A 26,349-nucleotide genomic window follows, 5' to 3' on the forward strand; every position below is an offset into this window, starting at 1 on the left:
TCTCAGACCTGCGCCCGGGGCCGCCGGGACAGGGACAGATCGTGCACCGAGATCTGGTTCATCTCCGGGTGTTCGAAGATCAGGTCGATCCAGGCCTTTGCATCGCGGGTCTCGTCGAAATCGGTGTAGGCGAGATCGAACTCTATCGCGACGGGTTCGGTCGCGTCGGGAAGTTCACGCAGGATCTGCGCGGTGTTCGGACCGTGCCGGAGGTTGAGCCGGGCGTAGACCGTCAGCGGGCTTTCCGAAGCGACCCGGCAGCCGAGGCGGAAGAGGTGCGTCCGCCTCAGGCCCCGTGTCGCTTCCTCGGGAAGGTCGATGGCAAGCGACAGGAACGAGCCCTCGAAGGCATAGACATCGAGTGACACGGCCTTGGCCCCCGCGGCAGCGGATGGGATCTGCCGCAGGACGATCTCGGATCGGGGGCAGTCGTGGAACAGTGTCAGGTTCTCGCCGAAGCCGGTTCCGGACGTGGCAGGCGCACGTCCGCGCCGCTCGAACCCCGTCTGCCAAGCCGCCGGGGTCCAGACCCAATCGGCATTGTGCGGCCGCGATGGTGGAGCATCGCCGACGCCGGACAGACGGTCGTCGGCAGCGCAAATCAGCCGATCGAGCTGGCCGCGCAGCAGTCGCGCGCGATCGCGCTGGCGTTGCAGCACCGCGGGACGCGTCGAGGTCGCCCGCCGGGCCGCGCGCGTCCAGTGCCGCATCTCGCGCCGGTAAAGCGCAAGATCGAGGATGCTGTCGCCACCGTCCGCCATCGCCATTCGCCGCTCCGCTGTCGTCCAGTTCCTGTCTAACGTGCGATCGGCGTCGGCGTAAGCCGTCGCCGTCAGGGGGCAGCCGGTGTCTGGCCTGCTGCCTGCCGGCTTCGCAACAGCGCGTCGGTTCCACTGCGTGATCGCGCCATGACCTGCTGCGCGAGTTGCCGGCCTTCACGGCCCGTCGCAGCACTGCCCTCAGGGCCGTAGACCGCAACGGCGAGCATGTGGCCGCCGACACGCGTGGTGCCGCGCCAGTGCAATGTCGAAAGACCCGGTGCCGGAGCCGGACCCTCGGCGCGCACGAGGGTCTGCGACCTGCCGGCAAACTGTTCGAACACGCGCCGAACCCCGCGCGTGGCCTGGAACTCGGCGGCATCCGGCAGCGCCCGGTCCGACGTCGCCGGCAGGGCGGTCGCGGTGATCACACCAAGCGGTACGCCTGCGCCGGTTTCGCCGCCCATCGTGTCGCAGCGTGCCAGCAACGCGAACGCGTCCTTCTTGCTGCGGGTGTCGACGCAGTAGCCGGCTGGTGCGACGAGCAGTACCGCGCCATTAGCCAGCAGCGCCTGCGTCGGCAGGGAGCGCGCGCCCGAGTTTGTCGGTGCCGTCTCGCAGGCGGCGAGGCCAAAGGCCGATAGGGCGAAAACGACGCCCCTAGAGATCCATGTATTCATGGGTCTCGGACTTGGCCCCGGGATGGGTCACCGCGCCAAGGTAGGTCGGCCCGACAAGCTGCGCGTATTTCCAGAGCGCGCCGGAGGCGTAATTCGTCACGCGCGGTCCGGCCCAGTCCTTGCGGCGGGCCTCGATCTCGTCTTCCGAGAGATCGACGCTGATGCTGCCCTTGATCGCGTCGATCGTGATCATGTCGCCGGTCTTCAGCAGCCCGATCGGGCCGCCAAGCGCGGCCTCCGGGCCGACATGTCCGACGCAGAAGCCGCGGGTCGCCCCTGAGAACCGCCCGTCGGTGATGAGCGCCACCTTCTTGCCCATCCCCTGACCGGACAGCGCCGCGGTCGTCGCCAGCATTTCGCGCATGCCCGGGCCACCTGCAGGTCCCTCGTTGCGGATCACGAAGACGTCGCCTTCGCTGTAGGCGCGAGTCTGAACCGCCTCAAAGGCGTCCTGTTCGCATTCGAAGACCAGCGCGGGGCCGGTGAATATCTGGTCGGCTTCTGACATGCCCGCGACCTTCACGATGGCGCCTTCGGGGGCGAGGTTGCCCTTCAAGCCGACAACGCCGCCGGTCCTGGTGATCGGGTTTTCGACCGGGTGGATAACCTTTCCGTCGGCTTCGCGCTCGACGCGGTCGAGTTCTTCGCCGATCGAGCGGCCCGAGGCGGTCATGCAGTCCTCGTGGATCAGCCCGGCCTTGCGCAGCTCCTTCATCACCACCGGCACGCCGCCGACCTCGTAGAGGTCCTTGGCGACATAGGCGCCGCCTGGCTTCATGTCGACGAAATAGGGCGTGTCGCGGAAGATTTCGCAGACGTCTTCGAGGAAGAAATCGATGCCCGCTTCGTGCGCCATTGCCGGCAGGTGCAGGCCGGCATTGGTCGACCCGCCGGTGCAGGCGACGATGCGGGCCGCGTTCTCGAACGCCTCGCGCGTGCAGATGTCTCGGGCGCGGATGTTCTTTTGCAGCAGCTCCATGACCGCCTGTCCGGACGCTTCGCCGTATTGCGCCCGGTTCTCGTAGGGCGCCGGCATCCCGGATGAATTGAACAGCGCAAGCCCGATCGCTTCCGAAACGCAGGCCATCGTGTTGGCGGTGAACTGGCCGCCGCAAGCGCCAGCGGAAGGGCAGGCCACGCGTTCGAGAACGGCCAGTTGCGCATCGCTGACATCGCCGGACTGGTAGCGGCCGACGGCTTCGAACATGTCCTGCACGGTCAGATCACGTGTTGCGAAATCGTCCGGAACGTCGGCGCCTTCGGGAACCTTGCCCGGCAGGATCGACCCGCCGTACATGAACACCGACGGCACGTTGAGTCGAAGCATCGCCATCATCATCCCGGGCAGCGACTTGTCGCACCCGGCCAGCCCCACGATGGCGTCGTAACAGTGCCCGCGCATGGTCAGCTCGACCGTATCGGCGATGGCCTCACGCGAGGCCAGCGACGACCGCATGCCCTCGTGCCCCATGGCGATGCCATCGGTCACGGTGATGGTCGTGAACTCGCGCGGCGTGCCGGAGGCCGCGCGGACACCGGTCTTCACCGACTGGGCCTGCCAGTTCAGCGCGATGTTGCAGGGCGCGGCTTCGTTCCAGCAGGTCGCCACGCCGACCAGCGGCTGGTGGATCTCCTGCTCGGTCATACCCATGGCGTAATAGTAGGACCGGTGCGGCGCGCGCGCGGGCCCTTCGGTGACGTGTCGGCTGGGCAGTTTCGACTTGTCGAACCGAAGATTTGACATGGCTTGCGGGCTCCCCTGGATATCTGTCCCGGACGGAATATCCATCCCGCAAGGTGCCTGCAAGCGACAAGCCTGCGCAGGCGCACAGGCCCGGTGACCTCTCCGATGCTTGTATTGACGTAGGGGCGCCCTTAGGTTTCCTGCTCATACTGCGGGGCGGCGCGGCGGTCGCGGGCGATCCCTGGCGAAGGCCGATTCATGGAAAAGACGCTTTTTTCCTTTATCTGGAAGTATTCCAGGCGCGAGCAGATCTTCCTGCTCTTTTTCACCGTGTTCACCTTCCCGTTCCTCTACGCCACGCTGGAACTGCCCAAGCGTATCATCAACGACGCCATCGGTTCGGACAGCCAGATCATCCGCCTGCCCTTCGGGTACGACCTGACGCAAACGCAATTCCTGATGCTGCTGTGTTTCGCCTATCTCGGGGCGGTCCTCGTTCACGGCTTGCTGAAGATGCGGCTCAACACGATGAAGGGCATCCTGTCCGAGCGTATGCTGCGTCGTTTCCGCTACACGCTGATCTCGCGCATGATGCGCTTTCCGCGCAGCTACTATCGCAATACCAGCCAGGGCGAGCTGGTTGCGATGGTCACCTCCGAGGCCGAGCCGATGGGCGGGCTGATGGGCGACGCCGTGGCGCAGCCGGTATTCCAGGCCGGGCAGATGCTAATCATCGTGATCTTCCTGTTCTTGCAGAGCGTCTGGTTCGGGCTGGCCGGGATCGCCCTGATCCCGCTGCAGGCCTACGTGATCCCGATCCTGCAACGCCAGATCAACCAGTTGAACAAGGAGCGGATCGTCGAGATCCGCCACTTCGCCGCCGAGATCGGCGAGACCGCCGCGGGCATCACCGACCTGCGCACGAACGCCGGATGGCGATACCGGCTCGCCGCCTTCACCGATCGGCTGGGAACTCTCTTCAGGATCCGCTTCCAGATCTACCAGAAGAAGTTCTTCATGAAGTTCCTCAACAACTTCATCACCCAGCTCACGCCGTTCTTCTTCTACGCCGTCGGCGGCTACCTCGCGATCCGGGGCGACATCACGGTCGGGGCGCTGGTCGCGGCGCTGGCCGCCTACAAGGATCTCTCGGCCCCCTGGCGCGAGCTGCTGATCTACTACAACCAGGTGCAGGACATGTCGCTGCGCTGGGACATCGTCTGCGAGCGTTTTGCGCCGAAGGGCATGATCGACGAGACGCTCTTCGAGGGCACGCCCGAGGAGATGCCGCACCTGAATGGGCCGATATCGATCAAGGACGTCACCGTGCGCAACGAGGACGGCAACCCGGTGCTGCAGAACCTGAACCTCGAGATCCCGAAAGGCGCGCGCGTTGCCATCAAGTCGTCGAGCCAGGCCGAACGCACTGCCTTCGCCGAATTGCTGACGCGCGAGGTTTCGCCGGCGCGCGGCAGCGTCAGCTTCAACGGCCAGAACCTGTCGGAGCTGCACCAGGCGGTGATCGCAACACGCATCGGCTATGCGCATTCACGGCCCTATCTGTTCGACGGTACGGTCGGTGACAACCTTTTGATGTCGCTCAAGTTCAATCCCACGACGGTCCTTTGGGACCCCAAGACGCGCAAGCGCGAGGCGCGCGAGGCCCGCAAGTCCGGCAACAGTGCCGACAGCATTCACGCGGACTGGGTCAACCCGGAACTGGCGGGGCTGGAGACCGAGAAGGAGGTCCGCGACTGGTGGTTTCGGCTGACCGAGACCATGCGGATCGACGAGGTCATGTTCCGTCGGATGCTGCGGTCGCGCATCAATCCCGACCGTCACAAGGAACTGGTCGAGCGCATCGTGGAGCTGCGCGGCGAGGTGCGCGAGCGGTTGATCGAAAAGGGCGTGGACGGGGTGGTGAACCACTTCGACCCGGACAGCTTCAACCCGTCGATCCCGCTGGGCGGCAACCTGCTTTTCGCCGCGCCGCGCCGCGAGATTTCGCAGCAGGGCCTGGTTTCCGAAGGCAAGTTCCTGCAGCTCATCGCCGAGCAGGGGCTGGCCGAGCAGGGTATCGCGATCTCGCAGACGGTGATCGAGACGCTGCACCAGACCTTCGGCATGGATGGAACGAACCATCCACTGTTCACCGCACTGGGAATCGAGGAAGAGCTTTACGAGCGGCTCGTTGACATCGCCACGCGCCGTCGCGAAAAAGGCGACCAGGCGCTCGATGAGAACGAATTCGCGCTGCTGCTGACGGTCCCCTTCGCCTTCACCGCCGAACAGATCGGGCCTGCCTTCCCTGAAAGCTTCAAGCGCGAGATCCTCGAGATCCGCAAGGATCGTGGCCCCAGCCTGCGAGAACGCACCGAGGATCTGTTCATTCCGATCGCCATGGACAACTACCTGCCGCGCCTGACGGTTCTGGAAAATCTGCTTTACGGACGCATCTCCTCGGTTGCCGGTGTTCAGGGCGAGGTGGTCGAGGACATCGTCGCCGACGTTCTAGTCGAACACGACCTGCGCAATCTTGTGGCCGAAACCATCTGGGATATCCCGGCGGGGCTCGGCGGCACCAACCTTCCCACCGTGTTCCAGGAACGCGTGGCCTTTTGCCGGGCCGGGATCAAGCGCCCGGACGTGCTGATCCTCGACCAGGCGCTGGCCAGCCAGGACGCGGGCACCATCGAGGAGACCCGAGGCCGGCTGGGCGACGCGCTGCCGGACACCACGATGATCTTCATGGAGGATCGTTTCGAGACGCCCGAGGCCTATGACCTTTTCATCGAGATCAAGAACGGACGGATCGACGGCGTGTCGGAAAGCGATGCGGGGGATGCCGGCAACGGCGCGTCACATGACCTGCGGCGCAAGCTTAAGGTGATCGCCCGGACCGAGCTTTTTGCCGACCTCGACAGCCGCAACCAGCGCCTGCTTGCCTTCTCGGCGCAATGGTTCGATGTGAAGGCCGGCACGCGCATCTTCTCGATGGGCGAACGGCCGGACGCCGCATACCTCTGCATCTCCGGACAGGCCATCCTGGGGTACCGCGACGATGACGGAAAGCCTCACGAGGTCACCGTGGTCTCGCCCGGCCGCCTGATCGGGGATCTCGCGATCATCCTCGACGACCCGCGCCAGCTCGATCTCGACGCGGTCGAGGACAGCCAGTTCCTGCGCATCGGCGCCAGCGAATTCCGCGCGGTGATCCAGCATGATCCGACAGTGCTGATGATCCTGCTCAAGACCGTGGCTTCGCACCTGACCGGCGCGGCGGAACTGATGCGCGAGGCGCGCATCGACATCCCGCAGGAAGCGGGGCCGGTGCGGCCGCCCGTCGAGCAGGATTCCGTGTGACACCTGTCATCTCCGCCTACACGGCCCACGAACGGCTGATCGCGCCGTTGCGCGACACGGCGCAGCTCTGGCGGCTGCTGCTCGGGGCGATCGTCGCGATGCTCGTCTACATCGCCGGCACGCAGTTCCTGTACCGGTCGCTATTCCGGGCCTGGCGCGCGCAGGGCGAGCCGGATCCTCTGGACGCTCTGGTGTCCGGGGCAACGCCCGCGGCGATGTACGCGCTGCTCTTCGGGTTCGTTTTCATGTCGCTGGGTGTGCTGGCGGCGCGGCTGGTGGTGCACGGCAAGGGCTGGCAGAGCCTGATCGGACCCGCCCGCGCCACCGCCGCGCAGTTCTCGCGCGTCATCCTGGTCCTTGTGGTGCTGAATGCCGCGGTCTGGATCCTGCCGCCCTGGGACTGGGGTGCGCCCTTCGTGCCCAATGTCGATCCCGGTCGCTGGCTGATGCTGCTGCCGCTGTCGCTGGCGGCGATCCTGGTGCAGACCGGGTCGGAGGAAATCGTCTTTCGCGGCTACCTGCAACAGCAGCTTGCCGCCCGGTTCCGGTCGCCACTGGTCTGGATGCTGCTGCCGGCGCTGGCCTTCGGCGCCGGGCACTACCTGCCCGAAGCGAACGGAAACAATGCCGGGCTGATCGCGGTCTGGGCGTTGGTCTTCGGGCTGCTGATGGCCGATCTCACCGCGCGCGCCGGTACGCTTGGTCCCGCGATCGCGGTGCATTTTGTCAACAACGCCTCGGCGATGCTGATCGTGTCTCTGCCGGACGAGCTGTCGGGGCTGTCGCTCTACCTTGCCCCTTTCTCCGCCGACGACGAGGCGGCGCTGCGTGCCTGGCTGCCGGTCGATTTCGCGATGATGATCGTAAGCTGGCTGGCCGCGCGCCTTGCGATCCAGCGCTGATTGCACTTCGCGACGCGCCCGATTATCTAGAAAAAAGACCCTCAGCGAGGCAAGGAATGAACTGGATCACGAATTACGTCCGGCCGCGGATCAACTCGATCTTCTCGCGCCGCGAAACCCCGGACAACCTGTGGACCAAGTGCCCCGAGTGCGGAACCATGCTGTTCCACCGGGAGGTGTCGGACAATCTCAACGTCTGCACGAACTGCGGCCATCACATGCACATCACGCCGCGCGCGCGCTTCGCGGCGTTGTTCGACGGCGGCGTCTTCAACGAGGTGCGCGTCCCGCAGCCGAAGCAGGATCCGCTGCAGTTCCGCGACCAGAAGAAGTATCCCGACCGGCTGAAGGCGGCACAAAAGGAGACGTCCGAGGCCGAGGCGATGCTGGTCGCCACAGGCGAGATCGGGCGCACCCCCGTCGTGGCGGCGGCGCAGGACTTCTCGTTCATGGCCGGATCTATGGGCATGTACGTCGGCAACGCCATCATTGCCGCCGCCGAGGAGGCGGTGAAGCTCAAGCGGCCGCTGATCCTGTTTTCCGCCGCCGGCGGCGCGCGGATGCAGGAAGGCATCCTGTCGCTCATGCAGATGCCGCGCACGACGGTGGCGGTGCAGATGCTGAAAGAGGCGGGGCTTCCCTACATCGTCGTGCTGACCCACCCGACGACAGGCGGGGTAACGGCCAGCTATGCGATGCTGGGCGACGTGCAGATCGCCGAGCCGAACGCGCTGATCTGTTTCGCCGGCCCGCGCGTGATCGAGCAGACGATCCGCGAAAAGCTGCCCGAGGGGTTCCAGCGCGCCGAGTACCTGCTGGACCACGGCATGCTCGACCGGGTGACCCCGCGCGCCAAGCTGCGGGACGAGCTGATCCAGATCGTGCGAATGCTGCTCGGCCTGCCGCCGGCGGTCCGCGGTGACCTGCCCGCACCGGAACCGCAGGCCGCCCCCGTCGAAGCCGAGGCCAAGGTGGAGAAGGCCAAGACCCCGTCGGAACAATGAGCACGGCGGCATCCGACGTCATCCTCGCCCGGATGATGTCGCTGCATCCCAAGATCATCGACCTGACGCTCGATCGGGTCTGGCGACTGCTCGACGCGCTCGGCAATCCGCAGAACGACCTGCCCCCGGTGATCCATATCGCCGGGACCAACGGCAAGGGCTCGACCCTGGCGATGATCCGCGCCGGTCTCGAAGCCTCGGGGAAACGCGTGCACGCCTACACTTCGCCGCACCTCGCGCGGTTTCACGAGCGTATCCGGGTCTCCGGCGACCTGATCGCCGAGACCGCGCTGACCGAGGTGCTTGACGAGTGCTATGCCGCGAACGGCGGCGAACGCATCACCTATTTCGAGATCACGACCTGTGCCGCCATCCTCGCCTTTACCCGTGCGCGCGCCGATTACACGCTGCTCGAAGTCGGACTGGGGGGACGGCTCGACGCGACCAACGTCATCGCGCGGCCCGAACTGACCGTCATCACGCCGGTCTCGATGGATCACGAGGCCTTCCTCGGCGACAGGCTGGAGCTCATCGCTGCCGAGAAGGCGGGAATCCTCAAACGGCTGGTGCCTTGCGTGGTCGGACCGCAGGAGGAAGAGGCGCTCGACGTGATCGAATCGACCGCCGCGCGGCTCGGTGCGCCGCTTCTGGCCTACGGGCAGCACTGGCACGCCTACCCCGAACGCGACCGGATGACCTACCAGGACGAGACCGGACTGCTCGATCTGCCGCGTCCGAACCTGCCCGGAGATCACCAGATCCAGAACGCCGGGGCCGCACTCGCCGCCCTGCGACACCTCGGAATCGGCGAACGGGCGTGCGAAGCTGCGGTCACGCGCGCCGAGTGGCCGGCCCGGATGCAGCGTCTGCGCCACGGGCCGCTGGTCGAATTGGCGCAGGACGCCGAGGTCTGGCTCGACGGCGGCCACAACCCGGCGGCCGGGGTCGCGCTGGGCTGGGTGCTGGCAAGCCTACCGCGGCGCCCGACCTACCTGGTCTGCGGGATGCTCAACACGAAGGACGTGACCGGTTATCTCGGCCCGCTGGCGCCGGAGGTCCGGGGGCTGGTCGCGGTCTCGATCCCCGGCGAGGCCAATACGCTGAGCGCCGAAGACACCGCCGCGAAGGCCGACGAAGTCGGTATGCAGGCCGCCACCGCACCCTCGGTCGCCGAGGCGATCGGGCGGATCGTCGCGGACGAACCAGCGGCGCGTATCCTGATCTGCGGTTCGCTCTACCTTGCCGGGACGGTGCTGCGCGAAAACGGCTGAGCCGTCACGTGCCCCAGTCGGCGCCCTGCATCTCGCGCAGGCGCGAGGCGGTGCGCTCGAACTCGAACGTGCCCTCGCCTTCGAGATAGAGCATCTCGGGCTTGTCGGCGGCCGAGCAGATCAGCCGCACGCGCGCCTCGTAAAGCGCGTCGATCAGTGTCACGAAGCGCTTGGCCTCGTTGAAGTTGGAGCGTGACAGCGACGGGATGTTGTCGAGCAGCAGTACCTTCACCGCCTCGGCGAGCGCGAGGTAATCCGCCGGACCAAGCGGCTGACCACAGAGATCGTGGAACCGCGCCCGCGCCACGCCGTTGCGGAACTGGGGGATCTCGACGGTGCGGCCCTTGACGCGCAACTCCAGCGGCTCACCCGGACCGCCGGCCAGTTCTTCCCAGACCGTGTTCATCTCGGCGCGAGACTCGGCATTCACCGGCGTGAAATAGACCTGATGCCCACCGAGGATGTCTTGCCGGTAGTCGGTCGGGCTGCTGAGCTCCCGGACGACCATGCGCGTCTTGATGAGTTCGATGAACGGCACGAACACCTCGCGGTTGATCCCGTTCTTGTAAAGATCGTCGGGCACCCGGTTCGACGTCGTGACCACCACGACGCCGGCGGAAAAGAGATGCTGGAACAGGCGCCCGACGATCATCGCATCGGTAATGTCGGTCACCTGCATCTCGTCGAATGCCAACAGGCGCAGCGAGGCGGCGACGTCTTTGGCCACCGGCGTGATCGCATCCTCGACGCCAGTCTTTCGGACCTCGTGCATGGCGGCGTGGATTTCCTGCATGAAGGCGTGAAAATGCACCCGTCGCGCCGCGACACCGTCAAGGTGCTCGACGAAGAAATCCATCAGCATCGACTTGCCGCGCCCGACACCGCCCCACAGATAGAGGCCCTTCGGCGGCTCGGGCGCCTTGCGGAAAAGGCCTTTCTTGACCGGCTTGGACAGTTCGGCGCGAATGCGTTCGAACTCGGGAAGCACTTCACGCTGCGCCGGGTCGTCGCGCAGCTTTCCGGCGGCAACCTCGCGGTCGTAGATCTCGGTCAGGGTGCTCATCCGGACCTCAAATATCGCGACGGCCCGCCGTTGGAAAGCCTCGCCGCCCCGCATCAATATTCGTGAAGTGACGCCAAGATCTCTTGATTTGCCTTGGACCGGTCCAGAGGCTAGGCATCTTTCTGATCTTCAGGCGGGCTTTTTGAATGGAACAGCGCACCTCATCCTTCTTCACGCCCGTCCTGCTGGTTGGCTGCGGCATCATCATCATCAACTTCGCCATTCGCGGCTCGTTCGGGGTCTTCCAGATCCCGATCGCGGACGAGTTCGGGTGGCTGCGCGCCGAGTTCTCGCTGGCCATCGCGATCCAGAACCTCGCCTGGGGCATCGGACAACCGATCTTCGGGGCGATCGCGGAGAAGATCGGCGACCGCAAGGCAATCTTCATCGGCGCGATCTTCTATGCCGCCGGACTTATCTTTTCGGCGGTATCGACCACGCCCTTCGCGATGCAGAACTGGGAGTGGCTCGTCGGGTTCGGCATCGCCGGTACCGGCTTCGGCGTGATCCTCGCCTCCGTCGGGCGCGCGGCGTCCGACGAGAACCGCTCGATGTCGCTGGCCGTCGTCACGGCGGCAGGCAGCATCGGCCAGGTGGTCGGTGCTCCGGTCGCCGAATGGCTGCTGGGGTTCCTGACCTGGCAATTGACCTTCGTCGTCTTTGCTGTGGCGATCATGGCCTGTACCCTGCTGCTGCCCTTCATGCGCGCTCCGCAGGCGACCCCGAGCGCCGAGCCCGACGAGACCCTTGGCGAAATCCTCAGCCGGGCCTTCCGCGATCCGTCCTTCACGCTGATCTTTCTCGGCTTTTTCTCCTGCGGCTACCAACTGGGCTTCATCACCGCGCATTTCCCGGCCTTCGTGACCGAGCTTTGCGGGCCGATCCTGCCCGGCGGCGTGCTGCATGGCATGGGCATCTCGACCACTTCGGCGCTGGGCGCGGTGTCGATCTCGCTGATCGGTCTTGCCAATATCGCGGGCACGCTGGCGGCGGGCTGGGCCGGCAAGCGCTTTACCAAGAAATACGTGCTGGCCGGCATCTACGCCGCGCGCACGATCGTCGGCGCGATCTTCATCCTCCTGCCGATCACGCCGGTCTCGGTGATACTCTTCTCGATCGCCATGGGCAGCCTGTGGCTCGCCACCGTGCCGCTGACCTCGGGTCTGGTCGCGCAGATCTACGGGTTGCGTTACATGGGTACGCTCTACGGCATCGTCTTCTTCAGCCATCAGGTCGGCAGCTTCATGGGTGTCTGGCTCGGCGGAAGGCTGTACGACGTCTATGGCGATTACACGATGGTCTGGTGGATCGGCGTCGCCGTCGGCGCTTTCAGCGCCATCGTGCACCTGCCGATCCGCGAGCGCCGCATGCCTGGGCTGGCCGCAGCCTGACGGGTCAGGTCCGCGTGTCGAGAAAACCCGCGATATCCTCGATCACATCCTGCCCGTGCGTGTAGGGCAGGCCATGCCCGGCGCCGTCGACGATCACGGTCCGCACATCCGGGTTCCAGGTGGTCAGGACGTCCGCTGCGGCCAGCGGGATCACCTCGTCCTCGCGGCCCCAGATGGCGAGCACCGGGATGCCCGCCCGCAGGATCGCCCGGTGGTCCTGTTCCAGCACTTCGGACATCAGCCCGCGCAGGCTAGCCAGGACCGCCGGCACGAAGCCGCGTGTCTCGAGTTCGGCAAGCTGCCTGTCGTTGACGTCCGTCGCGTCGTGGCCGCTTGCGCGCTCCGCCTCGATGCCCTCGCGGAACTGCTTGGGGTAGGTCGTCAGCATCAGCCAGTCGCCCAGCAGAGGGGTGTTGAGCAGCATGCCGTTGACGCCCACCGCCACGCGCCCCATCCCCGCCGGAGCCAGCAGGATCAGCGCGCGGACGCGGGCCGGGTGGCGGGCCGCATAGACGGTCGCCACGGCGCCGCCCATCGAGTAGCCCAGAAGCGTGACCGGCTGGTCGACGCCTTCATGCGCGAGCAGCGCGTCGAGATGGTCGATGAAGAATGCGCGATCCTGAACCTGACGGGCGCGGTCCGAAAAGCCGCGACCGATGTGATCGTAGACCAGCACCCGGTAGCCCATCGCGGCCAGACCGTCGGCCACATCACGCCAGACATAACCCGGCGTCGTCAGCCCGTGCACGCAGACCGCGACGGGTCCGTTTGTTGGCCCGGTCCAGTGGTAATGGGTGCGCCCCTGAGGCAGATCGGCGAACTGCCCCGGCGCCGATTGGCGCGCCGCATCGTCCATCGGGCGGCGCCGCAGTTCCAGGATCCAGGGCAACGCGGTGACGGCCAGTGCCGCGATCAGCACCGCCGTGAGCCAGGTCATGCGGCCTTCCAGCGTGACAGGATGTAGCGGCTGGTCATCAGGTCGAGATGTGCGCCGCCGCCATTCTTGAACAGCGTGATCTCGTCCTCCGACCCGCGTGCGAAGCGGTCGAGCGAGTAGTAGTCGGCGATCACGTCATCCCGTTGGATTGCACCGGAGGCCAGCGGGATCTTCAACTCGCCGATGTGATCGAGCGTCGTGTCGTAGCTGTCCACGAAGATCCGCGCCCGCAGCAGGGCCGTGTCGTCGACCTCGCGCATGTCGGGGCGGTAGGCGCCGATCAGGTCGACGTGCTGGCCGGGCCGCAACCAGTCGCCTTGGATCACGGGTTCGGTCGACATCGTGGCACAGGTGACGATATCGGCCTCGCGCACCGCCGCCTCGAGGTCATCGGTGACCGAGAGGCCGGGGATTTCGGCGGCCATCGCAGCGGCGTTCTCGGGCGTTCGGTTCCACACCGCGAAGGCCGCGGCAGGGAACAGTGCGGAATAGGCCGCGTGCAGGTTGCGCCCCTGAGTGCCCGCGCCGACGATCAGGATGCGTGCACTGTCGGGCCGGGCGAGCCGGCGTGCGGCCAGCAGGCTGTCGCCCACGGTCTTCCACTTGGTCACGAGGTGGAAATCGACGATCGCCTCGAGCGTCCCGTCCGTGTCCGCGTAGAGCGTGACACCGCCGTTGATCGCCGGACTGCCCCGGCGCGCATTGCCGGGAAAGATCGTGGCCGACTTCACCGCGATCCCCAGCCCGTCGATCCAGGCCGACCGGCTGAGCAGCGTATCCGGGTCGCGGTAGATGAAGGTATCGCCGACCTCAGCCTTGGGCAAATCATGCCCCGCTGCCAGCGCGTCGGTGAGTTCGAGCCAGTCGAGACCGGCCTCGCCTGCCTCAAAGGGGATCACGGGAACGGTCATCGCGCCTCCGTCGCGTCCAGCAGACCCTCGGCCACCAGCCTGTCCGCCCAGCCTTGCGGCGATGTGAAATGATGGGTTTTCCAGCCGCGCAGATGCGCCGCAGCGATATTGTCGGCGCGGTCGTCGGTAAAGATCAGCTCGGACGCGGCCAGGCCGCTGTCGGCTTCGAGCCGCTCGAAGATCGCGGGATCGGGCTTGATGACGCCCATATGCCCGGAGATGAAATCACGGTCGAACTCGCGCAGGAACGGATAGTACCCGGCGGCGAGATCGTAGCTCTGGATGCCGAAATTGGTCAGCGAGAACACCGGTACCCCACGCGCCTGCAACGCCTTCATCAGCCGCACCGAGTGCTCGATCACGGGCGAGGCCAGTTCGATCCAGCGGTCGTGCCAGAGCCGGATCTCGGCGCGCCAGTCGGGATTGGCGTCCGCCGTGGCATAGATCGTGTCGGTGAAATGTCCGCCGCGGTCGACCGCATCGTTCATCCCGTGCAGGTCCACGGCCGAGAACATGGCGCGGCGCCGCTCTTCGCCGATCTCGGCGTCGTAGAATCGCTCGGGCTGCCATTCGATCAGCACGTTGCCGATGTCGAAAACCACTGCCTTCGGCTTCATGCCCGTTCCGTACCCCCGCCGCCGGAATGCTGCAAAATCCCGGTCCGTTCTTTGTGTCGGAAAATGCGCTCAGTCGCGAAGTGCCGCACGGATTTCCCGTTCCAGTGAGTCCAGAAAACGGGAGCGGTCGGCCTTTGTAAAGGCCCTGCCGCCACCCTGCCGAAACGGGTCGGCGGCCCGCAGGTCGGCCATCAGGTCGCGTGTCGCCAGAGCCTGCCCGACATTGGCCTGCGTCAGGGCGGAACCGTCATGCTTGATCACCCGTGCGCCGGCCTCGACGCAGCGCGCGGCCAGCGGAATGTCGCCGGTCACGACCAGGTCACCGGGCCCGCAGCGCTCGGCGATCCACATGTCGGCGACATCCGCGCCTTCGGCCACGATCACCGTCTCGACCAAAGGGTTGCGCGAGGGCCGAAGCCCGCCGTTGGAGACGAGAAAAAGCCGGATCTTGTGCCGCGTCGCCACGCGTTCGGCCTCGGCCTTCACCGGACAGGCATCCGCGTCGACGAAAAGGCGCGTCATTCTCCAAGCGCTGCCGCGTGGAAGGCGACGTGATCGGCGATGAAGCTCGACACGAAAAAGTAGCTGTGGTCGTAGCCGGCCTGCAGGCGGAAGGTGATCTGCTGGTGCCGCGCCGCCGCCGCCTCGGCCAGAGCCTCGGGCCTGAGAAGGTCGTAAAACTGGTCGTCGGTGCCGGTGTCGATCAGGATCGGCCCGTCGAAGCCTTTCTCGCGCATCAGAAGGCTCGCGTCATGCGCCTGCCAGTTCTTTTCGGTCTCGCCGAGATAGGCCCCGAACTGCTTGCGCCCCCAGTCGCTGCACGTCGGATTGCAGATCGGCGAGAAGGCCGAGAGCGACCGGAAGCGCCCCGGCAGACCCATCCCGAGCGTCAGCGCCCCGTGTCCGCCCATCGAATGCCCGGTGATCGCCTGCCGGTCCATGTCGAGGCCGTCGAAGTTGCGCGCCAAGAGCTTCGGAAGTTCCTCCGCGACGTAGTCCCACATCCGGTAATGCGCCGACCAGGGCGCCTCGGTCGCGTTGACGTAGAACCCGGCCCCCTGGCCCAGATCGAAGGCGTCATCGTCCGCGACGTCTGGACCGCGCGGCGATGTGTCGGGAAACACCAGCGCGATCCCGTGCTCGGCCGCCCAACCCTGTGCGCCGGCCTTCACCATCGCGTTCTCATGCGTGCAGGTCAGCCCCGACAGATACCACAGCACAGGGACGGCGCGCGTCTTGGCTTGCGGCGGGAGGAACAGGCCGAAGGTCATGTCGCACGAACAAGTCGTGGAGGCATGGCTGTAGACGCCCTGGGTTCCGCCGAAACTCGCATTCTCCGATACAGTCTTCATTGCAGCCCCTCTTCTTGCCGCGTCGGTCCCTTGGCTAGCCGCTGCGCCCCCGGCCCGCAAGCGTTCAGGGCTGCGCCAGCCAGGCGATCACCGCGCTGACCGTCAGGATACTGGCCGCCGTCGAGATCAGGATCGCCGCCGAGACCCTCTGCGGGGCAACACCATAGTGCTGGGCGAGGATATAGACGTTGCCCGCCACGGGAAGGGCCGCCGCCGCGACGATGACCCCGGTGCTGAAGGTGTCGACGCCGAAGATAAAGACGCAGGCGAAGAACACGAAGAGCGGATGCAGCACCAGCTTGCAGAAGCTCAGCCAGATCGCGATGCTCATGCGTTCGGCGGATTTCGAGGCCAGCGAGGCGCCGATGGCGAACAGCGCGCCGGGCGTCGCCGCGCCGCCGAGAATGTCGAGAAAGTCGTTGAGCGGACCGGGGAGCGGGATCTCGAGCCCGGACCAGATCAGCCCGGCCGAGATGGCGACGATCATTGGGTTTTTCACAAGACCCACGGCCACGGTTCGCAGGATGCGCAGGCTCATGCGGCCTTCGCGCGCACCTGTGATCAGCACCACGATCAGGCTCGAGAACACCACCAGATCCACCGCAAGCGCCAGCACCACTGGTCCGATCGCTTGCGGCCCGATCAACAGCGTCAGCATCGGCACTCCGAGAAAGCCGGTGTTGCCGATCACCGCGCATTGCGCCTCGACGGCTGTGGTCTGCACGTCGAGCCCGCGGAAGAAGGCAACCGCGGTCGCGATGCCGTAGACGAAGGCGGTGCCCCATAGGTAAGCACTGACCAGCCGCGTGTCCCAGACCTCGGCCAGCGACAGGTTGGCGGAAAACCGGAACAGCATCGCCGACAACGCGAAGTAGAACACGAACTTGGTCAGGTACGCGGTCGCTTCCTCGCTGAAAAACCGCGTCTTTCCGGCCCAGTACCCCAGCCCGATGATGGCGAAGAACGGCAGGGTCTTGAACAGGATCTCGATCATGCCGCGAAGCTAGCCGCGTCGCTGCAGCGCCGCAAGCTAGCCCGACCCGATCAGCACCCCGGCGGCCAGCACAAGCGCGCCGCCGACCACGACCTGAAGCGTCGCGCGGAAGAACGGCGTCTCCATGTATCGGTTCTGGATCCAGGCGATGGCCCAGAGTTCGATGAAAACGACGATGCAGGCGATGATCGTCGCGGTCCAGAAATGCGGGATGAGATAGGGCAATGCGTGGCCAAGCCCGCCCACGGTGGTCATCACGCCGGTCGCCAGCCCGCGCTTGACTGGCGAGCCGCGCCCCGAAAGCTGCCCGTCGTCCGAGGCGGCCTCGGTGAAACCCATCGAGATGCCGGCGCCCACCGAGGCGGCGAGACCGACAAGAAAGGTCGTCCAGGTGTCCTGCGTCGCGAAGGCGGTGGCGAAGATCGGCGCCAGGGTCGAGACCGACCCGTCCATCAGTCCGGCGAGTCCCGGCTGCACCCAGGTCAGGATGAACTGGCGATGCGCGGTCTCGTCCTCGGTCCGGCGCGCGGCCGCGTCGAGGTGCTCGGCCGCGAGATCGTCGGCCTTCTGCTGGTGGCCCGCCTCAGCCGCAGCCAGATCGCCCAGCAGCTTGCGAGTCGCGGCGTCGCTGGTGCGCGACGCGGCCTGCAGGTAGAAGCGTTCGGCATCCTTTTCCATGCCTTCCGCCTCGGCCCGGATCCGATCGAGCCCGAGGTTCTCGACAAGCCAGACGGGCTTGCGGTTGTAGTAGCCGGCGACGTGCTCGCGCCGGATCAGCGGAATGACCTTGCCGAAGCGATCCTCGTGCAGCGCGATCAGGCGCCGGCGATGCTCGTCCTCCTCGGCGGCCATGCCCTCGAACACCCGCGCGCTGTCCGGATAGTCCTCGCGCAGCGTCTCGGCGTAGCCACGGTAGATCCGCGCGTCGTCCTCTTCGGACGAGATCGCGAGTGCGAGGATTTCCTGTTCGCTGAGATCGCTGAAGCGCTTGCGCGAAAAGCCGAACCGCATACCTGCCCCCGAGGTTGATTAGAATGATTCTAATCTAGTGAGCGCGCAATGACAGTCAACGCCCACGTATTTTTGCTTGGAACTGAACCGAACGGTTTATATCGTGGAAGGGTGGAGGAGGGAACGTATGGGCATGGCAGAGGCGGCGGTCCGCAAGGGCCGCAAGTTCGACCAGGTGCTCGACGGCGCCCGGACTGTGTTCATGGCCGACGGGTTCGAAGGCGCCAGCGTGGACGAGATCGCCCGCGTCGCCAGCGTCTCGAAGGCCACGCTCTACAGCTATTTCCCCGACAAGCGGCTGCTGTTTCTGGAAGTCGCACAGCGCGAATGCTCGCGGCAGGCCCGCGAAGGTCTGGACAGGATCGACATGGCCGGACCGCCGCGCAGCGTTCTGGGACAGGCCGGCCGTCATTTCCTGAAGTTTCTCACCTCGCGGTTCGGCCAGCAGATCTTTCGCATCTGCGTCGCCGAGTCCGACCGTTTCCCGGAACTCGGCCAGCAGTTCTACAATTCCGGTCCGGCGGTCATGCGCGCAGAGATTTCGGCCTATCTCGAAACTGCGATTGCACGTGGCGAGCTCCAGATCGAGGATGTCGGGCTTGCGGCGGACCAGTTCGGCGAGCTCTGCAAGGCCGATGTCTGGCCGCGGCTGATCTTCGGGGTCAGCAAATCCGTGAGCGATGCCGAAATCGACCGCGTGGTCGACGGCGCGCTCGAAACCTTCATGGCGCGCTACGGCACCTGATCCTTTTCCGCCCGGCGGACTCGACTCGACCCGTTGCGGGGTCTAGTTTCGCACTAGAACAAAGTATGAACATTGCGCCATCTGCCCGGCGCGGATCCTGCTGCCGTCGTCCCGATGAACGATCGTCGAATCCTTTCGCTGTGGTTCCCGAGCCTCGGGGCCGACCGGCTGATCCGCCGGGAGCCGCAGCTTGCCGAAGCGCCGCTGGCCATCGTCGAGGAGCGCCAGAACATGCAGGTGCTGAGCTCGCTCAACGCCGCTGCCCGGGCGGCCGGGCTGCGGGTCGGCCAGCCGGTGCGGGACGCCCATGCCATGTGCGCGGGGCTGCTGACCCGCGCCCGCAGCCCCGAGGCCGAGGCGGCGTTCCTGTCAGGGTTGCGGCGCTGGGCCGGCAAGTTCAGCCCCTGGGTGGCGCCTGAGGGCGAAGACGGGCTGATCGTCGACCTGACCGGCTGCGCGCATCTCTTCGGTGGTGAGGCGCCGCTCCTGGGCGTGGTCGAGCAGGATTGCAACGACCTCGGCCTCGCGGTGCGTATGGGGCTTGCCGACACCCGGGGGGCGGCCTGGGCGCTGGCGCGTTTCGCGGGCCAGGCGGCCGGCGGTCATCGCAGCGGTGACGTCATCGACCAGGAGGCGCCCGCCACGCGCTCGCGCGCGGCCCGGCGCCGGCACTGGACCAAGGGCGGGGCAGCCCCGCCGGTCACGTCCACGACCCAGGTGCTGTCGCATCGCATCGCCGCTCCGGGGCAGATGTATTCGGCGCTGTCGCCGCTGCCGGTGGCGGCGCTTCGGCTCGACCCCGAGATCGCGCGACAGCTCGACCGGCTCGGCCTGCGACGCGTCGGCGACCTGCTTGGCCAGCCGCGCGCCGGTCTGGCGCGGCGCTTCGGGCGCGGTCTGGTGATGCGGCTCGACCAGGCGATGGGCTCGGCCCCCGAGCCGGTCTCGCCCGCGAAGCCGGCCGAGCATTTCGCCGTGCGCCTGACCCTTCCGGACCCGATCGGGCTCGAGGCCGACATCCTCGCCGGGATCGACCGCCTGCTGCCGCGCCTCTGCGAAAGCCTGAAGGCGAAGGCCCGCGCTGCGCGCCGGGTGCGGCTGGAGGCATTCCGCAGCGATCACGGCATTGCCAGCGTCGAGGTCGGCCTTGCCCGTCCGACGCAGGATCCCGACCGCGTGCGCGGTCTGCTGGCGCTGAAGCTCGACGAGATCGACGCAGGCTTCGGCATCGACGTGCTGCGCCTCGAGGCGATGCAGACCGAACCGGTGCACGAACGTCGCGCGACGGGGCATCTGGACGCCGGGCAGGCGGTCCGCGACCGGCTTGCGGCCAATACCGCGCTTGACGACCTGGTGGGCCGGATCGGGGCGCGGGTCGGGCTGGAGGCGATCACCCGGCTGCACCCGGCCGAGAGCCACATCCCCGAAAAGACCGCCAAGGTGCTTGCCGCGGCCTGGTCCGAACCCCATGCCGGGGCGTGGCCGCGCACCGCGCCGCCGCGCCCGCTGCTGGTCTGGCCGCCCGAGGTGGTGCAGGCCCCGGACCGGCCCGCCACGCCCGAAAGCTTCCGCTGGCGCGGGCAGGATCACGCCGTGCGCCGGGCGCTGGGGCCCGAGCGGATCGCGCCGGAATGGTGGCTCGACGATCCGGCCTGGCGCAGCGGCGTACGCGACTACTGGGTGGTGGAGACCGGCGAGGGACGACGGCTCTGGGTCTTCTACGGGCATGGCGGGACGATGTCCTCGGGCTGGTTCTGCCAGGGCAGCTTTGCCTGAGTGCCGCATCTGGGTATTGATTTGCGACCCGAACCCGGCGACCATCGGGCCATGAACGCACCGACCCCGCCGCCGAGCAACCTCTACCCTCTGCCGCCCGCGCAGGTCGCATTCCAGCGCAGCGAACTCAGCGTGATCTTGTCGCTTTACGGGCGCATGGTGGCCGCCGGGGAATGGCGCGACTACGGGATTTCCTGCCTGCGCGAGGTCGCCGTCTTCTCGGTGTTCCGGCGCACCGCCGAAACCCCGCTCTACCGCATCGAAAAACGGCCCAAGCTGCGTGACAGGCAGGGGATCTACGCGGTCGTCGGAATGGACGGGCGCATCCTGCGGCGCGGGCACGATTTGAAGACCGTGCTCCGCGTCCTCGAACGCAAGCTCATCCGCGCGGTCGACTGACCGCTTTTTTTATGCCCGGGCCGGTCGCGTTCAGCGCGACGCTGCGCCATAGACCGGAACCCGACGCAGCGCGGCCTCAAGCGGGCGGGAGCCGTTTGTGCGCCGTCGGAAGGCCGTCGCCTTGCCGTTCGATGCGCGAAATCGCGTTCGCAATTCCCTCGACGGCCACCGCCATGTGGCCGCCGTTTGCATGGATCAACATGTCGGGACCGGTGACAAGCGCCACATGCCCGGTCCAGAAGATAAGGTCGTTGCGGCGGTAGTCGCTGCCGGCGGGCAGATCGGTTCCGAGGTGCGCGCGCTGCATGTCGCTGTCGCCCGGGCAGTCGATATCGCACGCAAGCATCGCTGCCTGCACCAGCCCCGAACAGTCGATGCCATTGCGCGAATTGCCACCCCAGAGATAGGGCGTTCCAAGGAAAAGCTCGGCCACCGAGGCCGGGTCCGAAGCGTAGGTGCCGATCCGGTGGACATGCTGGCGCGGCACGTGGCCCTCGGGCGTTTCGATGAAAGTTGCGCTTTCGGAGGTAGCGCAGAGCTGGCACCCGAAACTGAGCGTCATGCGGTCCGGCGACTTGATGTCGGGGGCGCTGTAGGCCTGCGTCGCGGGCGCCGCCACGCGATGTGTCGGTTCGAGCGCGGGGCCGACAGTTTCCGACCGCAGGAAGCCGCAATAGCCGTCCCGCGCCGCCTGCACGTAGCTCCAGCCATCGTCCTCGCTGAACACGGTCACGCCGTCGCCCAGCAGCATCTGTCGGTCGCGCGGCCCGTCCGGACTGCGGCAGAGATCGCTGACGGGAACCGTGACGCGTGCCGGGATGCGCGTGCGCAGATGCTCTGGATCGGGCGTGAGGCGCCTGTCGGTCATGTCTGCATCAGCCGCGGCAGCGCGGCAAAGAGCGCCCGCGTGGCCTGGCCGACGCCGCCCTTGGGCCGGGCCGGCGCGTCGGAGGGCTGCCAGCCGTAGATGTCGAAATGCGCGTAACGGCTGCGGGTGACGAAGCGGCGCAGGAACAGCGCCGCGGTGATCGAGCCGGCGAAACCGCCCGAGGGCGCGTTGTCGAGATCCGCGATGTCGGGCTCGATCATCTTCTCGTAGGGCGGATGGAACGGCATCCGCCAGACCGGGTCCGCCTCGGCCCGCGCCGCGTGTTCGAGCGCCGCGACGAACCCGTCGTCATCGCAGTAGTAGGGCGCGAGATCCGGACCCACGGCCACGCGCGCGGCGCCGGTCAGGGTCGCCATAGACACGATCAGGTCCGGGGCTTCCTCGTCGGCAAGCGCCAGCGCATCGGCCAGCACCAGCCGGCCTTCGGCGTCGGTGTTGTTGATCTCTACGGTCAGCCCCTTGCGCGAGGTCAGCACGTCCTGCGGCCGGAAGGCGTTGCCGGATATGCTGTTCTCGACCGCAGGGATCAGCACCCTCAGGCGCACCTGCGCTCCGGTCGCCATGATCATGTGCGCAAGTCCCAGCACCGAGGCTGCGCCACCCATGTCCTTCTTCATCAACTTCATCGAGGACCCGGGCTTGATGTTGAGCCCGCCGGTGTCGAAGCAGACCCCCTTGCCGACCAGCGTCAGCCGCGGACCCTGGTCACCCCAGGTCAGATCGATGAGCCGCGGCGCGCGTTCGGAGGCGCGACCGACGGCATGGATCATCGGCAGGTTCGCGCTCAGAAGGTCGGCACCGGTGGTCACCGAAATCTCGGCCCCATGCGTCTTGGCGAGGTCGCGCGCCGCATCCTCGAGTTCGGCAGGCCCCATGTCGGAGGCGGGCGTGTTGATTAGGTCACGGCTGAGCGCCTCGCCTGCCGCCAGCGCCTCGATCCGCCGCGAATCCACACCTTCGGGCGCAACGAGATGCGCGGACATCGCGCTGGCATCCTTGTAGCGGTCAAAGCGGTACCCGGCGAGCAGCCAACCCAGCGCCTCGAGGGAAAGTTGATCGGCATCGAGACCGCTTTCGATCCGGTAGGTGCCCGCGGGCAGCCTCGCTGCGCAGGACGCCAGGTGAAAACGTCCGCGCAGGCGCTTCTCGGCGGTGCCATAGCCAGCGAGCGCGGCGGTGATCCCGCCCGAGGTGTCGGGCAGGATGCAGGTCTGGCCGAGCGCCCCGCTGAAGCCGGTGGCCCTGACCCAAGCCTGTGTCGTTTCCGGCTGTTGTTCAAGCCAGTCGGGCACCTCGTCCTCCGCGAGGACGTGCAGAGGAATGGATTGATCTGTCGGTTCGGCGAAGGCGAGGGTCATGTGGTCGGAGCTTTCGGAAAGGCGGGAGTCGTCGCCAGCCTAGTCCGAATGACGGCGGTCGCAAGGGATCAGATGGTGAGGTCCTGAAGGTCCCAGATGGCCGTCAGCGATTGCTCCCCCACCCGCAGCAACCGGGCCAGCGTCGCGGCCGCCGCGATTCCGTCGCGGGCATCAAGGCATTCGATGACGTCGCCCGCCACGCGGGAGAGGGCGTGCATGCCGATCTGGTTGGCGATCGCGATCATCGAGCGGGCGCATTTGCGCAGTTCGTCCCAGTCACACGCCGCGTGCAGGCGCATGCAATGCGACAGGCGCAGGGCCAGTTCCTCCATCGCGCGGCAAACCACGTCTTCGGCCCCGTCTTCGCCGAGTTGCGCGTAAAGCGCGCCGAGCCGGTCCTGGTCCACGTTCACGGCCTCGCACAGCCGCATCTTCAGAACACCGTTCATGTCTCACCCTCGCAGTCTCCCACGCACGGGTCCTAACGATCCACCTCTCTCCAAACCGTTGCGGGGGTGGTATGTTTTCTCTCGAATTTGTGTCGTTTTCGCGCTAGGCGCTGATGTGAAGTCCACGCAAGAGCGGTGAGGAAATGAAAAAGGCGAAACCTCTTCCGGCGTATCTGACGAAACGCTACCACGGCTGGAAAGCCACCGGGTTCTCGGAAAACCGCGCTTGGTACCGCAGGCTGGCGACCGAGGGCCAGAGGCCGCGCGCGATGGTGATCTCGTGCTGCGACAGCCGAGTCCACGTCACCTCGATCTTCGGCGCGGATTCGGGCGAATTCTTCATTCACCGCAACATCGCCAACCTCGTGCCGCCCTATGAACCGGACGGCGATCACCATGGCACCAGTGCGACGGTCGAATACGCCGTCCAGGTGCTCAAGGTCGCGCATCTGATCGTGCTGGGCCATTCCAGCTGCGGCGGTGTCCAGGGCTGCATCGACATGTGCAAGGGCATCGCACCGCAACTCGAGGAAAAGACGAGCTTCGTCGGGCGCTGGATGGATATTCTCAAGCCCAAGTACGAACTCGTCGAACAAGAGACCGACCCGCAGGTTCAGGCGCGCATGCTTGAGAAACAGGCGGTGCTGGCGAGCCTCGAGAACCTGATGACCTTTCCCTTCGTCGCCGAGAAGGTCGACAGGGGTGAACTGTCGCTGCACGGGCTATGGACCGACATCGCCGAAGGCGGGCTCGAAGCCTATCACGCCGAGAGCGGCGAGTTCGCCCCGGTCTGACGGGCTCTGCACCGCATTACGAGCGGACGTCGACTGCTTGCCTTAACCCCAAGTTTACCGTGCCCGGGTTTTTCTCCGGGTATGGATACGCAAACGGTCACGCTGAAACTTCCGTCCAGTCTCGTTCACGCCGCCAAGAGCATCGCCAGCCAGAGAAACGAGACCATCGCCAAGGTCGTCGAGGATCTTCTCAAGCGTGACCTCGCCGGTCGCGCCACGCCCAAGACATCACATCACGGCAACACGCGGCTTGTTTTCGCCTTGCAGACGCTCCTGGTCTCCGAGCTGGACGCGGCGACCGGCTGGGAGGACCTCAGCCATCGTCTTGCGCGGCACGGTTACTGGCTGAAGCTGTCATGGGGCGGGCTTACGCTTCATACGGAAACCAGCGGACGGCTACTTTGCCTCGTGACCGATCTCGGGTTCGGCTATCGTACCTTCCTGCGCCGGTTTGGCCCGGGGGCGCCAGTTCATCCTCACGATCTCGAATCCGACGCGGCACTGTTGCCCGCTGCCCTTCTGGCACCGGACACCGCACCCTTGTCCGCGTCCGAGTCCGCGGCATAGCAAAGCTCGTCCGCGAAAAGCCGCTCGAGCTCGTCCCGGCTCAGTCCGGCGGACCTCGCAGCCGTATGGGAATGAGACCGCTGTTCCGTCAGCCCAAGGAACGCCGTCGTGGTCCGCAGCAGACCGATCATTCTACTCAAGGCATCCTCCCCTTTGGTCGATCGACAGGCAGTCACGACTCAAGGTTGTGAGAAGTTTCTCGCAAGAGTAGAGTTTTTTTCGAAAACTGACACCCCCGCCGACCGGATAATGTGATCCGGGTCGGCTTAAAGGCATAAGTTTCAGCAGGTTGACGTGAAAGAGCCGGGTGTCGCGGCGCCGACTATCCCTTTTTGAGAACGCGGTTGCCGAGAAGCTCGGCAATCTGCACCGCGTTGAGCGCAGCACCCTTTCGCAGGTTGTCGGACACGCACCACAGGTTCAGCCCGTTCTCGATCGTGCTGTCCTGACGGATGCGGCTGATGAAGGTCGCGAAATCGCCGACGCACTCGATCGGCGTCACGTAGCCGCCGTCCTCGCGCTTGTCGATCACCATGATCCCGGGCGCCTCGCGCAGGATCTCGCGTGCCTCGTCCTCGTCGAGGAAGTCCTCGGTCTCAATGTTCACGGCTTCGGAATGCCCCACGAAGACCGGAACGCGCACGCAGGTCGCCGTAACCTTGATCGCGGGGTCCACGATCTTCTTGGTTTCAGCGACCATCTTCCACTCTTCCTTGGTCGATCCGTCGTCCATGAAGACGTCGATATGCGGAATCACGTTGAAGGCGATCTGCTTGGTAAACTTCTTCGCCGGCTTGTCGTCGACCGGGTTGTAGACGGCCTTGGTCTGATCCCAGAGCTCGTCCATACCGTCCTTGCCCGCGCCCGAGACCGACTGGTAGGTCGAGACGACCACCCGCTTGATCTTCGCCCGGTCGTGCAGCGGCTTGAGCGCCACGACCATCTGCGCGGTCGAGCAGTTCGGATTGGCGATGATGTTCTTCTTGGCGTAGCCCTCGATCGCGTCGGCATTCACCTCCGGCACGATCAGCGGGACGTCCGGATCGTAACGATAGAGCGAGGAATTGTCGATCACCACACAGCCCGCGGCCGCCGCCTTGGGCGCGTAGGTCTTGGTGGCGTCCGAGCCGATGGCGAAAAGCGCCATGTCCCAGCCCGTGAAGTCGAAAGTGTCGAGATCCTTGGTCTTGAGGGTCTTGTCGCCAAAGCTGACCTCGGTTCCCATCGACCGGCGGCTCGCCAGTACAGCGATCTCGTCGACGGGGAACTGGCGCTCGGCCAGGATGTTCAGCATTTCGCGGCCCACGTTGCCCGTGGCGCCCGCGACTACGACGCGGTAGCCCATGTTTCACTCCGATGATTGCGGTGAGTCCGGCGCCTCATATACCTGTTGCGCGCGCAGCGAAAGGGGGGGCTCCGGACCGATCTTGCGGC

The 26,349-nt window shown here is 66.2% G+C and carries 25 protein-coding genes; 10 read left to right on the forward strand and 15 right to left on the reverse strand.

What is annotated here, in order from left to right; genetic code table 11:
- Positions 1–2 precede the first annotated feature (2 nt).
- From R5H30_RS09885 to ilvD, 3 genes are all read right to left on the reverse strand, one after another.
- Entirely contained in the window at positions 3–767 is a 765-nt protein-coding gene (locus R5H30_RS09885) for a DUF6478 family protein (RefSeq protein ID WP_318328115.1), read from the reverse strand.
- Between the two features lie 65 nt (positions 768–832).
- The gene (locus R5H30_RS09890) at positions 833–1,438 is read right to left on the reverse strand and encodes a hypothetical protein (RefSeq protein ID WP_318328117.1); all 606 of its coding nucleotides are present in this window, start codon (positions 1,436–1,438) and stop codon (positions 833–835) included.
- Complete coding sequence (gene ilvD / locus R5H30_RS09895) at positions 1,419–3,182, reverse strand: dihydroxy-acid dehydratase (protein WP_318328119.1); 1,764 nt, start codon at positions 3,180–3,182, stop codon at positions 1,419–1,421. The genes R5H30_RS09890 and ilvD overlap by 20 nt, the downstream gene beginning before the upstream one ends.
- Positions 3,183–3,380: 198 nt before the next feature.
- On the opposite strand from ilvD, the gene R5H30_RS09900 reads away from it, so the two are divergent.
- From R5H30_RS09900 to R5H30_RS09915, 4 genes are read left to right on the forward strand one after another with little or no spacing between them, the layout of a single operon-like run.
- The gene (locus tag R5H30_RS09900) at positions 3,381–6,485 is read left to right on the forward strand and encodes an ABC transporter transmembrane domain-containing protein (RefSeq protein WP_318328120.1); all 3,105 of its coding nucleotides are present in this window, start codon (positions 3,381–3,383) and stop codon (positions 6,483–6,485) included.
- Positions 6,482–7,387 carry a CPBP family intramembrane glutamic endopeptidase gene (locus R5H30_RS09905; RefSeq protein WP_318328121.1) on the forward strand — a complete coding sequence of 302 codons (906 nt, stop codon included), beginning with the start codon at positions 6,482–6,484 and terminating at the stop codon, positions 7,385–7,387. The genes R5H30_RS09900 and R5H30_RS09905 overlap by 4 nt, the downstream gene beginning before the upstream one ends.
- A 56-nt stretch (positions 7,388–7,443) precedes the next feature.
- Positions 7,444–8,391, forward strand: coding sequence for an acetyl-CoA carboxylase, carboxyltransferase subunit beta (gene accD / locus R5H30_RS09910; RefSeq protein ID WP_318328123.1), 948 nt, complete (start codon positions 7,444–7,446; stop codon positions 8,389–8,391).
- Positions 8,388–9,662, forward strand: coding sequence for a bifunctional folylpolyglutamate synthase/dihydrofolate synthase (locus R5H30_RS09915; RefSeq protein ID WP_318328124.1), 1,275 nt, complete (start codon positions 8,388–8,390; stop codon positions 9,660–9,662). The genes accD and R5H30_RS09915 overlap by 4 nt, the downstream gene beginning before the upstream one ends.
- A gap of 4 nt (positions 9,663–9,666) precedes the next feature.
- Here R5H30_RS09915 and zapE read toward each other — a convergent pair whose 3' ends face one another.
- Positions 9,667–10,725 carry a cell division protein ZapE gene (zapE, locus tag R5H30_RS09920; protein WP_318328125.1) on the reverse strand — a complete coding sequence of 353 codons (1,059 nt, stop codon included), beginning with the start codon at positions 10,723–10,725 and terminating at the stop codon, positions 9,667–9,669.
- A gap of 146 nt (positions 10,726–10,871) precedes the next feature.
- On the opposite strand from zapE, the gene R5H30_RS09925 reads away from it, so the two are divergent.
- Positions 10,872–12,116 (forward strand): MFS transporter, encoded by a 1,245-nt coding sequence (locus R5H30_RS09925; RefSeq protein ID WP_318328126.1) that lies wholly within the window; start codon positions 10,872–10,874, stop codon positions 12,114–12,116.
- A gap of 4 nt (positions 12,117–12,120) precedes the next feature.
- Here R5H30_RS09925 and R5H30_RS09930 read toward each other — a convergent pair whose 3' ends face one another.
- The 7 genes from R5H30_RS09930 to mbfA form a co-directional block, all read right to left on the reverse strand.
- Entirely contained in the window at positions 12,121–13,053 is a 933-nt protein-coding gene (locus R5H30_RS09930) for an alpha/beta hydrolase (RefSeq protein WP_318328127.1), read from the reverse strand.
- Positions 13,050–13,964, reverse strand: a complete 915-nt coding sequence (locus R5H30_RS09935) for an ornithine cyclodeaminase family protein (RefSeq protein WP_318328128.1) — start codon at positions 13,962–13,964, stop codon at positions 13,050–13,052. Before R5H30_RS09935 ends, R5H30_RS09930 begins: the two co-directional genes overlap by 4 nt.
- Positions 13,961–14,581, reverse strand: coding sequence for an HAD family hydrolase (locus tag R5H30_RS09940; RefSeq protein ID WP_318328129.1), 621 nt, complete (start codon positions 14,579–14,581; stop codon positions 13,961–13,963). The genes R5H30_RS09935 and R5H30_RS09940 overlap by 4 nt, the downstream gene beginning before the upstream one ends.
- 69 nt (positions 14,582–14,650) lie before the next feature.
- Complete coding sequence (locus R5H30_RS09945; protein ID WP_318328130.1) at positions 14,651–15,103, reverse strand: YaiI/YqxD family protein; 453 nt, start codon at positions 15,101–15,103, stop codon at positions 14,651–14,653.
- The gene (gene fghA / locus R5H30_RS09950; RefSeq protein ID WP_318328131.1) at positions 15,100–15,933 is read right to left on the reverse strand and encodes an S-formylglutathione hydrolase; all 834 of its coding nucleotides are present in this window, start codon (positions 15,931–15,933) and stop codon (positions 15,100–15,102) included. The genes R5H30_RS09945 and fghA overlap by 4 nt, the downstream gene beginning before the upstream one ends.
- Positions 15,934–15,997: 64 nt before the next feature.
- Positions 15,998–16,927: an AEC family transporter gene (locus tag R5H30_RS09955; RefSeq protein ID WP_318328132.1), complete on the reverse strand. Its 930-nt coding sequence runs from the start codon at positions 16,925–16,927 to the stop codon at positions 15,998–16,000.
- A gap of 36 nt (positions 16,928–16,963) precedes the next feature.
- A complete protein-coding gene (mbfA, locus tag R5H30_RS09960) occupies positions 16,964–17,938 on the reverse strand; it encodes an iron exporter MbfA (RefSeq protein ID WP_318328133.1) in 975 nt (324 codons plus the stop codon).
- 127 nt (positions 17,939–18,065) lie between these two features.
- On the opposite strand from mbfA, the gene R5H30_RS09965 reads away from it, so the two are divergent.
- From R5H30_RS09965 to R5H30_RS09975, 3 genes are all read left to right on the forward strand, one after another.
- Positions 18,066–18,683 (forward strand): TetR/AcrR family transcriptional regulator, encoded by a 618-nt coding sequence (locus R5H30_RS09965; RefSeq protein ID WP_318328134.1) that lies wholly within the window; start codon positions 18,066–18,068, stop codon positions 18,681–18,683.
- 114 nt (positions 18,684–18,797) lie between these two features.
- A complete protein-coding gene (locus tag R5H30_RS09970; protein WP_318328135.1) occupies positions 18,798–20,459 on the forward strand; it encodes a Y-family DNA polymerase in 1,662 nt (553 codons plus the stop codon).
- A 51-nt stretch (positions 20,460–20,510) separates the two neighbouring features.
- Entirely contained in the window at positions 20,511–20,858 is a 348-nt protein-coding gene (locus R5H30_RS09975; RefSeq protein WP_318328136.1) for a DUF2794 domain-containing protein, read from the forward strand.
- A 76-nt stretch (positions 20,859–20,934) separates the two neighbouring features.
- Here the strand turns inward: R5H30_RS09975 and R5H30_RS09980 are convergent, their stop codons facing one another.
- The 3 genes from R5H30_RS09980 to R5H30_RS09990 form a co-directional block, all read right to left on the reverse strand.
- Positions 20,935–21,726, reverse strand: coding sequence for a C40 family peptidase (locus tag R5H30_RS09980; RefSeq protein WP_318328137.1), 792 nt, complete (start codon positions 21,724–21,726; stop codon positions 20,935–20,937).
- Positions 21,723–23,105 carry a leucyl aminopeptidase family protein gene (locus R5H30_RS09985; protein ID WP_318328138.1) on the reverse strand — a complete coding sequence of 461 codons (1,383 nt, stop codon included), beginning with the start codon at positions 23,103–23,105 and terminating at the stop codon, positions 21,723–21,725. Before R5H30_RS09985 ends, R5H30_RS09980 begins: the two co-directional genes overlap by 4 nt.
- Positions 23,106–23,173: 68 nt before the next feature.
- Positions 23,174–23,554: a hypothetical protein gene (locus R5H30_RS09990; RefSeq protein WP_318328139.1), complete on the reverse strand. Its 381-nt coding sequence runs from the start codon at positions 23,552–23,554 to the stop codon at positions 23,174–23,176.
- 143 nt (positions 23,555–23,697) lie between these two features.
- Between R5H30_RS09990 and R5H30_RS09995 the strand changes: the two genes are divergently transcribed.
- Together R5H30_RS09995 and R5H30_RS10000 are read left to right on the forward strand one after the other, a co-directional pair.
- Positions 23,698–24,348, forward strand: coding sequence for a carbonic anhydrase (locus R5H30_RS09995; RefSeq protein WP_318328140.1), 651 nt, complete (start codon positions 23,698–23,700; stop codon positions 24,346–24,348).
- Between the two features lie 81 nt (positions 24,349–24,429).
- Positions 24,430–24,915 (forward strand): DUF6364 family protein, encoded by a 486-nt coding sequence (locus tag R5H30_RS10000; protein WP_318328141.1) that lies wholly within the window; start codon positions 24,430–24,432, stop codon positions 24,913–24,915.
- A 322-nt stretch (positions 24,916–25,237) separates the two neighbouring features.
- Here R5H30_RS10000 and R5H30_RS10005 read toward each other — a convergent pair whose 3' ends face one another.
- Entirely contained in the window at positions 25,238–26,260 is a 1,023-nt protein-coding gene (locus tag R5H30_RS10005; protein ID WP_318328142.1) for an aspartate-semialdehyde dehydrogenase, read from the reverse strand.
- Between the last annotated feature and the right edge of the window lie 89 nt (positions 26,261–26,349).

This window comes from Roseobacter sp. FCG-D35, assembly GCF_033436665.1.
Lineage (GTDB): Bacteria > Pseudomonadota > Alphaproteobacteria > Rhodobacterales > Rhodobacteraceae > JAWQFO01.

Excerpts from the sequence above, each read along its gene's own strand:
- R5H30_RS09885 (WP_318328115.1), bottom strand. The coding sequence starts at position 767 with ATGGCGATGGCGGACGGTGGCGACAGCATCCTCGATCTTGCGCTTTAC.
- R5H30_RS09890 (WP_318328117.1), bottom strand. The coding sequence starts at position 1,438 with ATGAATACATGGATCTCTAGGGGCGTCGTTTTCGCCCTATCGGCCTTT.
- ilvD (WP_318328119.1), bottom strand. The coding sequence starts at position 3,182 with ATGTCAAATCTTCGGTTCGACAAGTCGAAACTGCCCAGCCGACACGTC.
- R5H30_RS09900 (WP_318328120.1), top strand. The coding sequence starts at position 3,381 with ATGGAAAAGACGCTTTTTTCCTTTATCTGGAAGTATTCCAGGCGCGAG.
- accD (WP_318328123.1), top strand. The coding sequence starts at position 7,444 with ATGAACTGGATCACGAATTACGTCCGGCCGCGGATCAACTCGATCTTC.
- R5H30_RS09915 (WP_318328124.1), top strand. The coding sequence starts at position 8,388 with ATGAGCACGGCGGCATCCGACGTCATCCTCGCCCGGATGATGTCGCTG.
- zapE (WP_318328125.1), bottom strand. The coding sequence starts at position 10,725 with ATGAGCACCCTGACCGAGATCTACGACCGCGAGGTTGCCGCCGGAAAG.
- R5H30_RS09925 (WP_318328126.1), top strand. The coding sequence starts at position 10,872 with ATGGAACAGCGCACCTCATCCTTCTTCACGCCCGTCCTGCTGGTTGGC.
- R5H30_RS09930 (WP_318328127.1), bottom strand. The coding sequence starts at position 13,053 with ATGACCTGGCTCACGGCGGTGCTGATCGCGGCACTGGCCGTCACCGCG.
- R5H30_RS09935 (WP_318328128.1), bottom strand. The coding sequence starts at position 13,964 with ATGACCGTTCCCGTGATCCCCTTTGAGGCAGGCGAGGCCGGTCTCGAC.
- R5H30_RS09940 (WP_318328129.1), bottom strand. The coding sequence starts at position 14,581 with ATGAAGCCGAAGGCAGTGGTTTTCGACATCGGCAACGTGCTGATCGAA.
- R5H30_RS09945 (WP_318328130.1), bottom strand. The coding sequence starts at position 15,103 with ATGACGCGCCTTTTCGTCGACGCGGATGCCTGTCCGGTGAAGGCCGAG.
- fghA (WP_318328131.1), bottom strand. The coding sequence starts at position 15,933 with ATGAAGACTGTATCGGAGAATGCGAGTTTCGGCGGAACCCAGGGCGTC.
- R5H30_RS09955 (WP_318328132.1), bottom strand. The coding sequence starts at position 16,927 with ATGATCGAGATCCTGTTCAAGACCCTGCCGTTCTTCGCCATCATCGGG.
- mbfA (WP_318328133.1), bottom strand. The coding sequence starts at position 17,938 with ATGCGGTTCGGCTTTTCGCGCAAGCGCTTCAGCGATCTCAGCGAACAG.
- R5H30_RS09965 (WP_318328134.1), top strand. The coding sequence starts at position 18,066 with ATGGGCATGGCAGAGGCGGCGGTCCGCAAGGGCCGCAAGTTCGACCAG.
- R5H30_RS09970 (WP_318328135.1), top strand. The coding sequence starts at position 18,798 with ATGAACGATCGTCGAATCCTTTCGCTGTGGTTCCCGAGCCTCGGGGCC.
- R5H30_RS09975 (WP_318328136.1), top strand. The coding sequence starts at position 20,511 with ATGAACGCACCGACCCCGCCGCCGAGCAACCTCTACCCTCTGCCGCCC.
- R5H30_RS09980 (WP_318328137.1), bottom strand. The coding sequence starts at position 21,726 with ATGACCGACAGGCGCCTCACGCCCGATCCAGAGCATCTGCGCACGCGC.
- R5H30_RS09985 (WP_318328138.1), bottom strand. The coding sequence starts at position 23,105 with ATGACCCTCGCCTTCGCCGAACCGACAGATCAATCCATTCCTCTGCAC.
- R5H30_RS09990 (WP_318328139.1), bottom strand. The coding sequence starts at position 23,554 with ATGAACGGTGTTCTGAAGATGCGGCTGTGCGAGGCCGTGAACGTGGAC.
- R5H30_RS09995 (WP_318328140.1), top strand. The coding sequence starts at position 23,698 with ATGAAAAAGGCGAAACCTCTTCCGGCGTATCTGACGAAACGCTACCAC.
- R5H30_RS10000 (WP_318328141.1), top strand. The coding sequence starts at position 24,430 with ATGGATACGCAAACGGTCACGCTGAAACTTCCGTCCAGTCTCGTTCAC.
- R5H30_RS10005 (WP_318328142.1), bottom strand. The coding sequence starts at position 26,260 with ATGGGCTACCGCGTCGTAGTCGCGGGCGCCACGGGCAACGTGGGCCGC.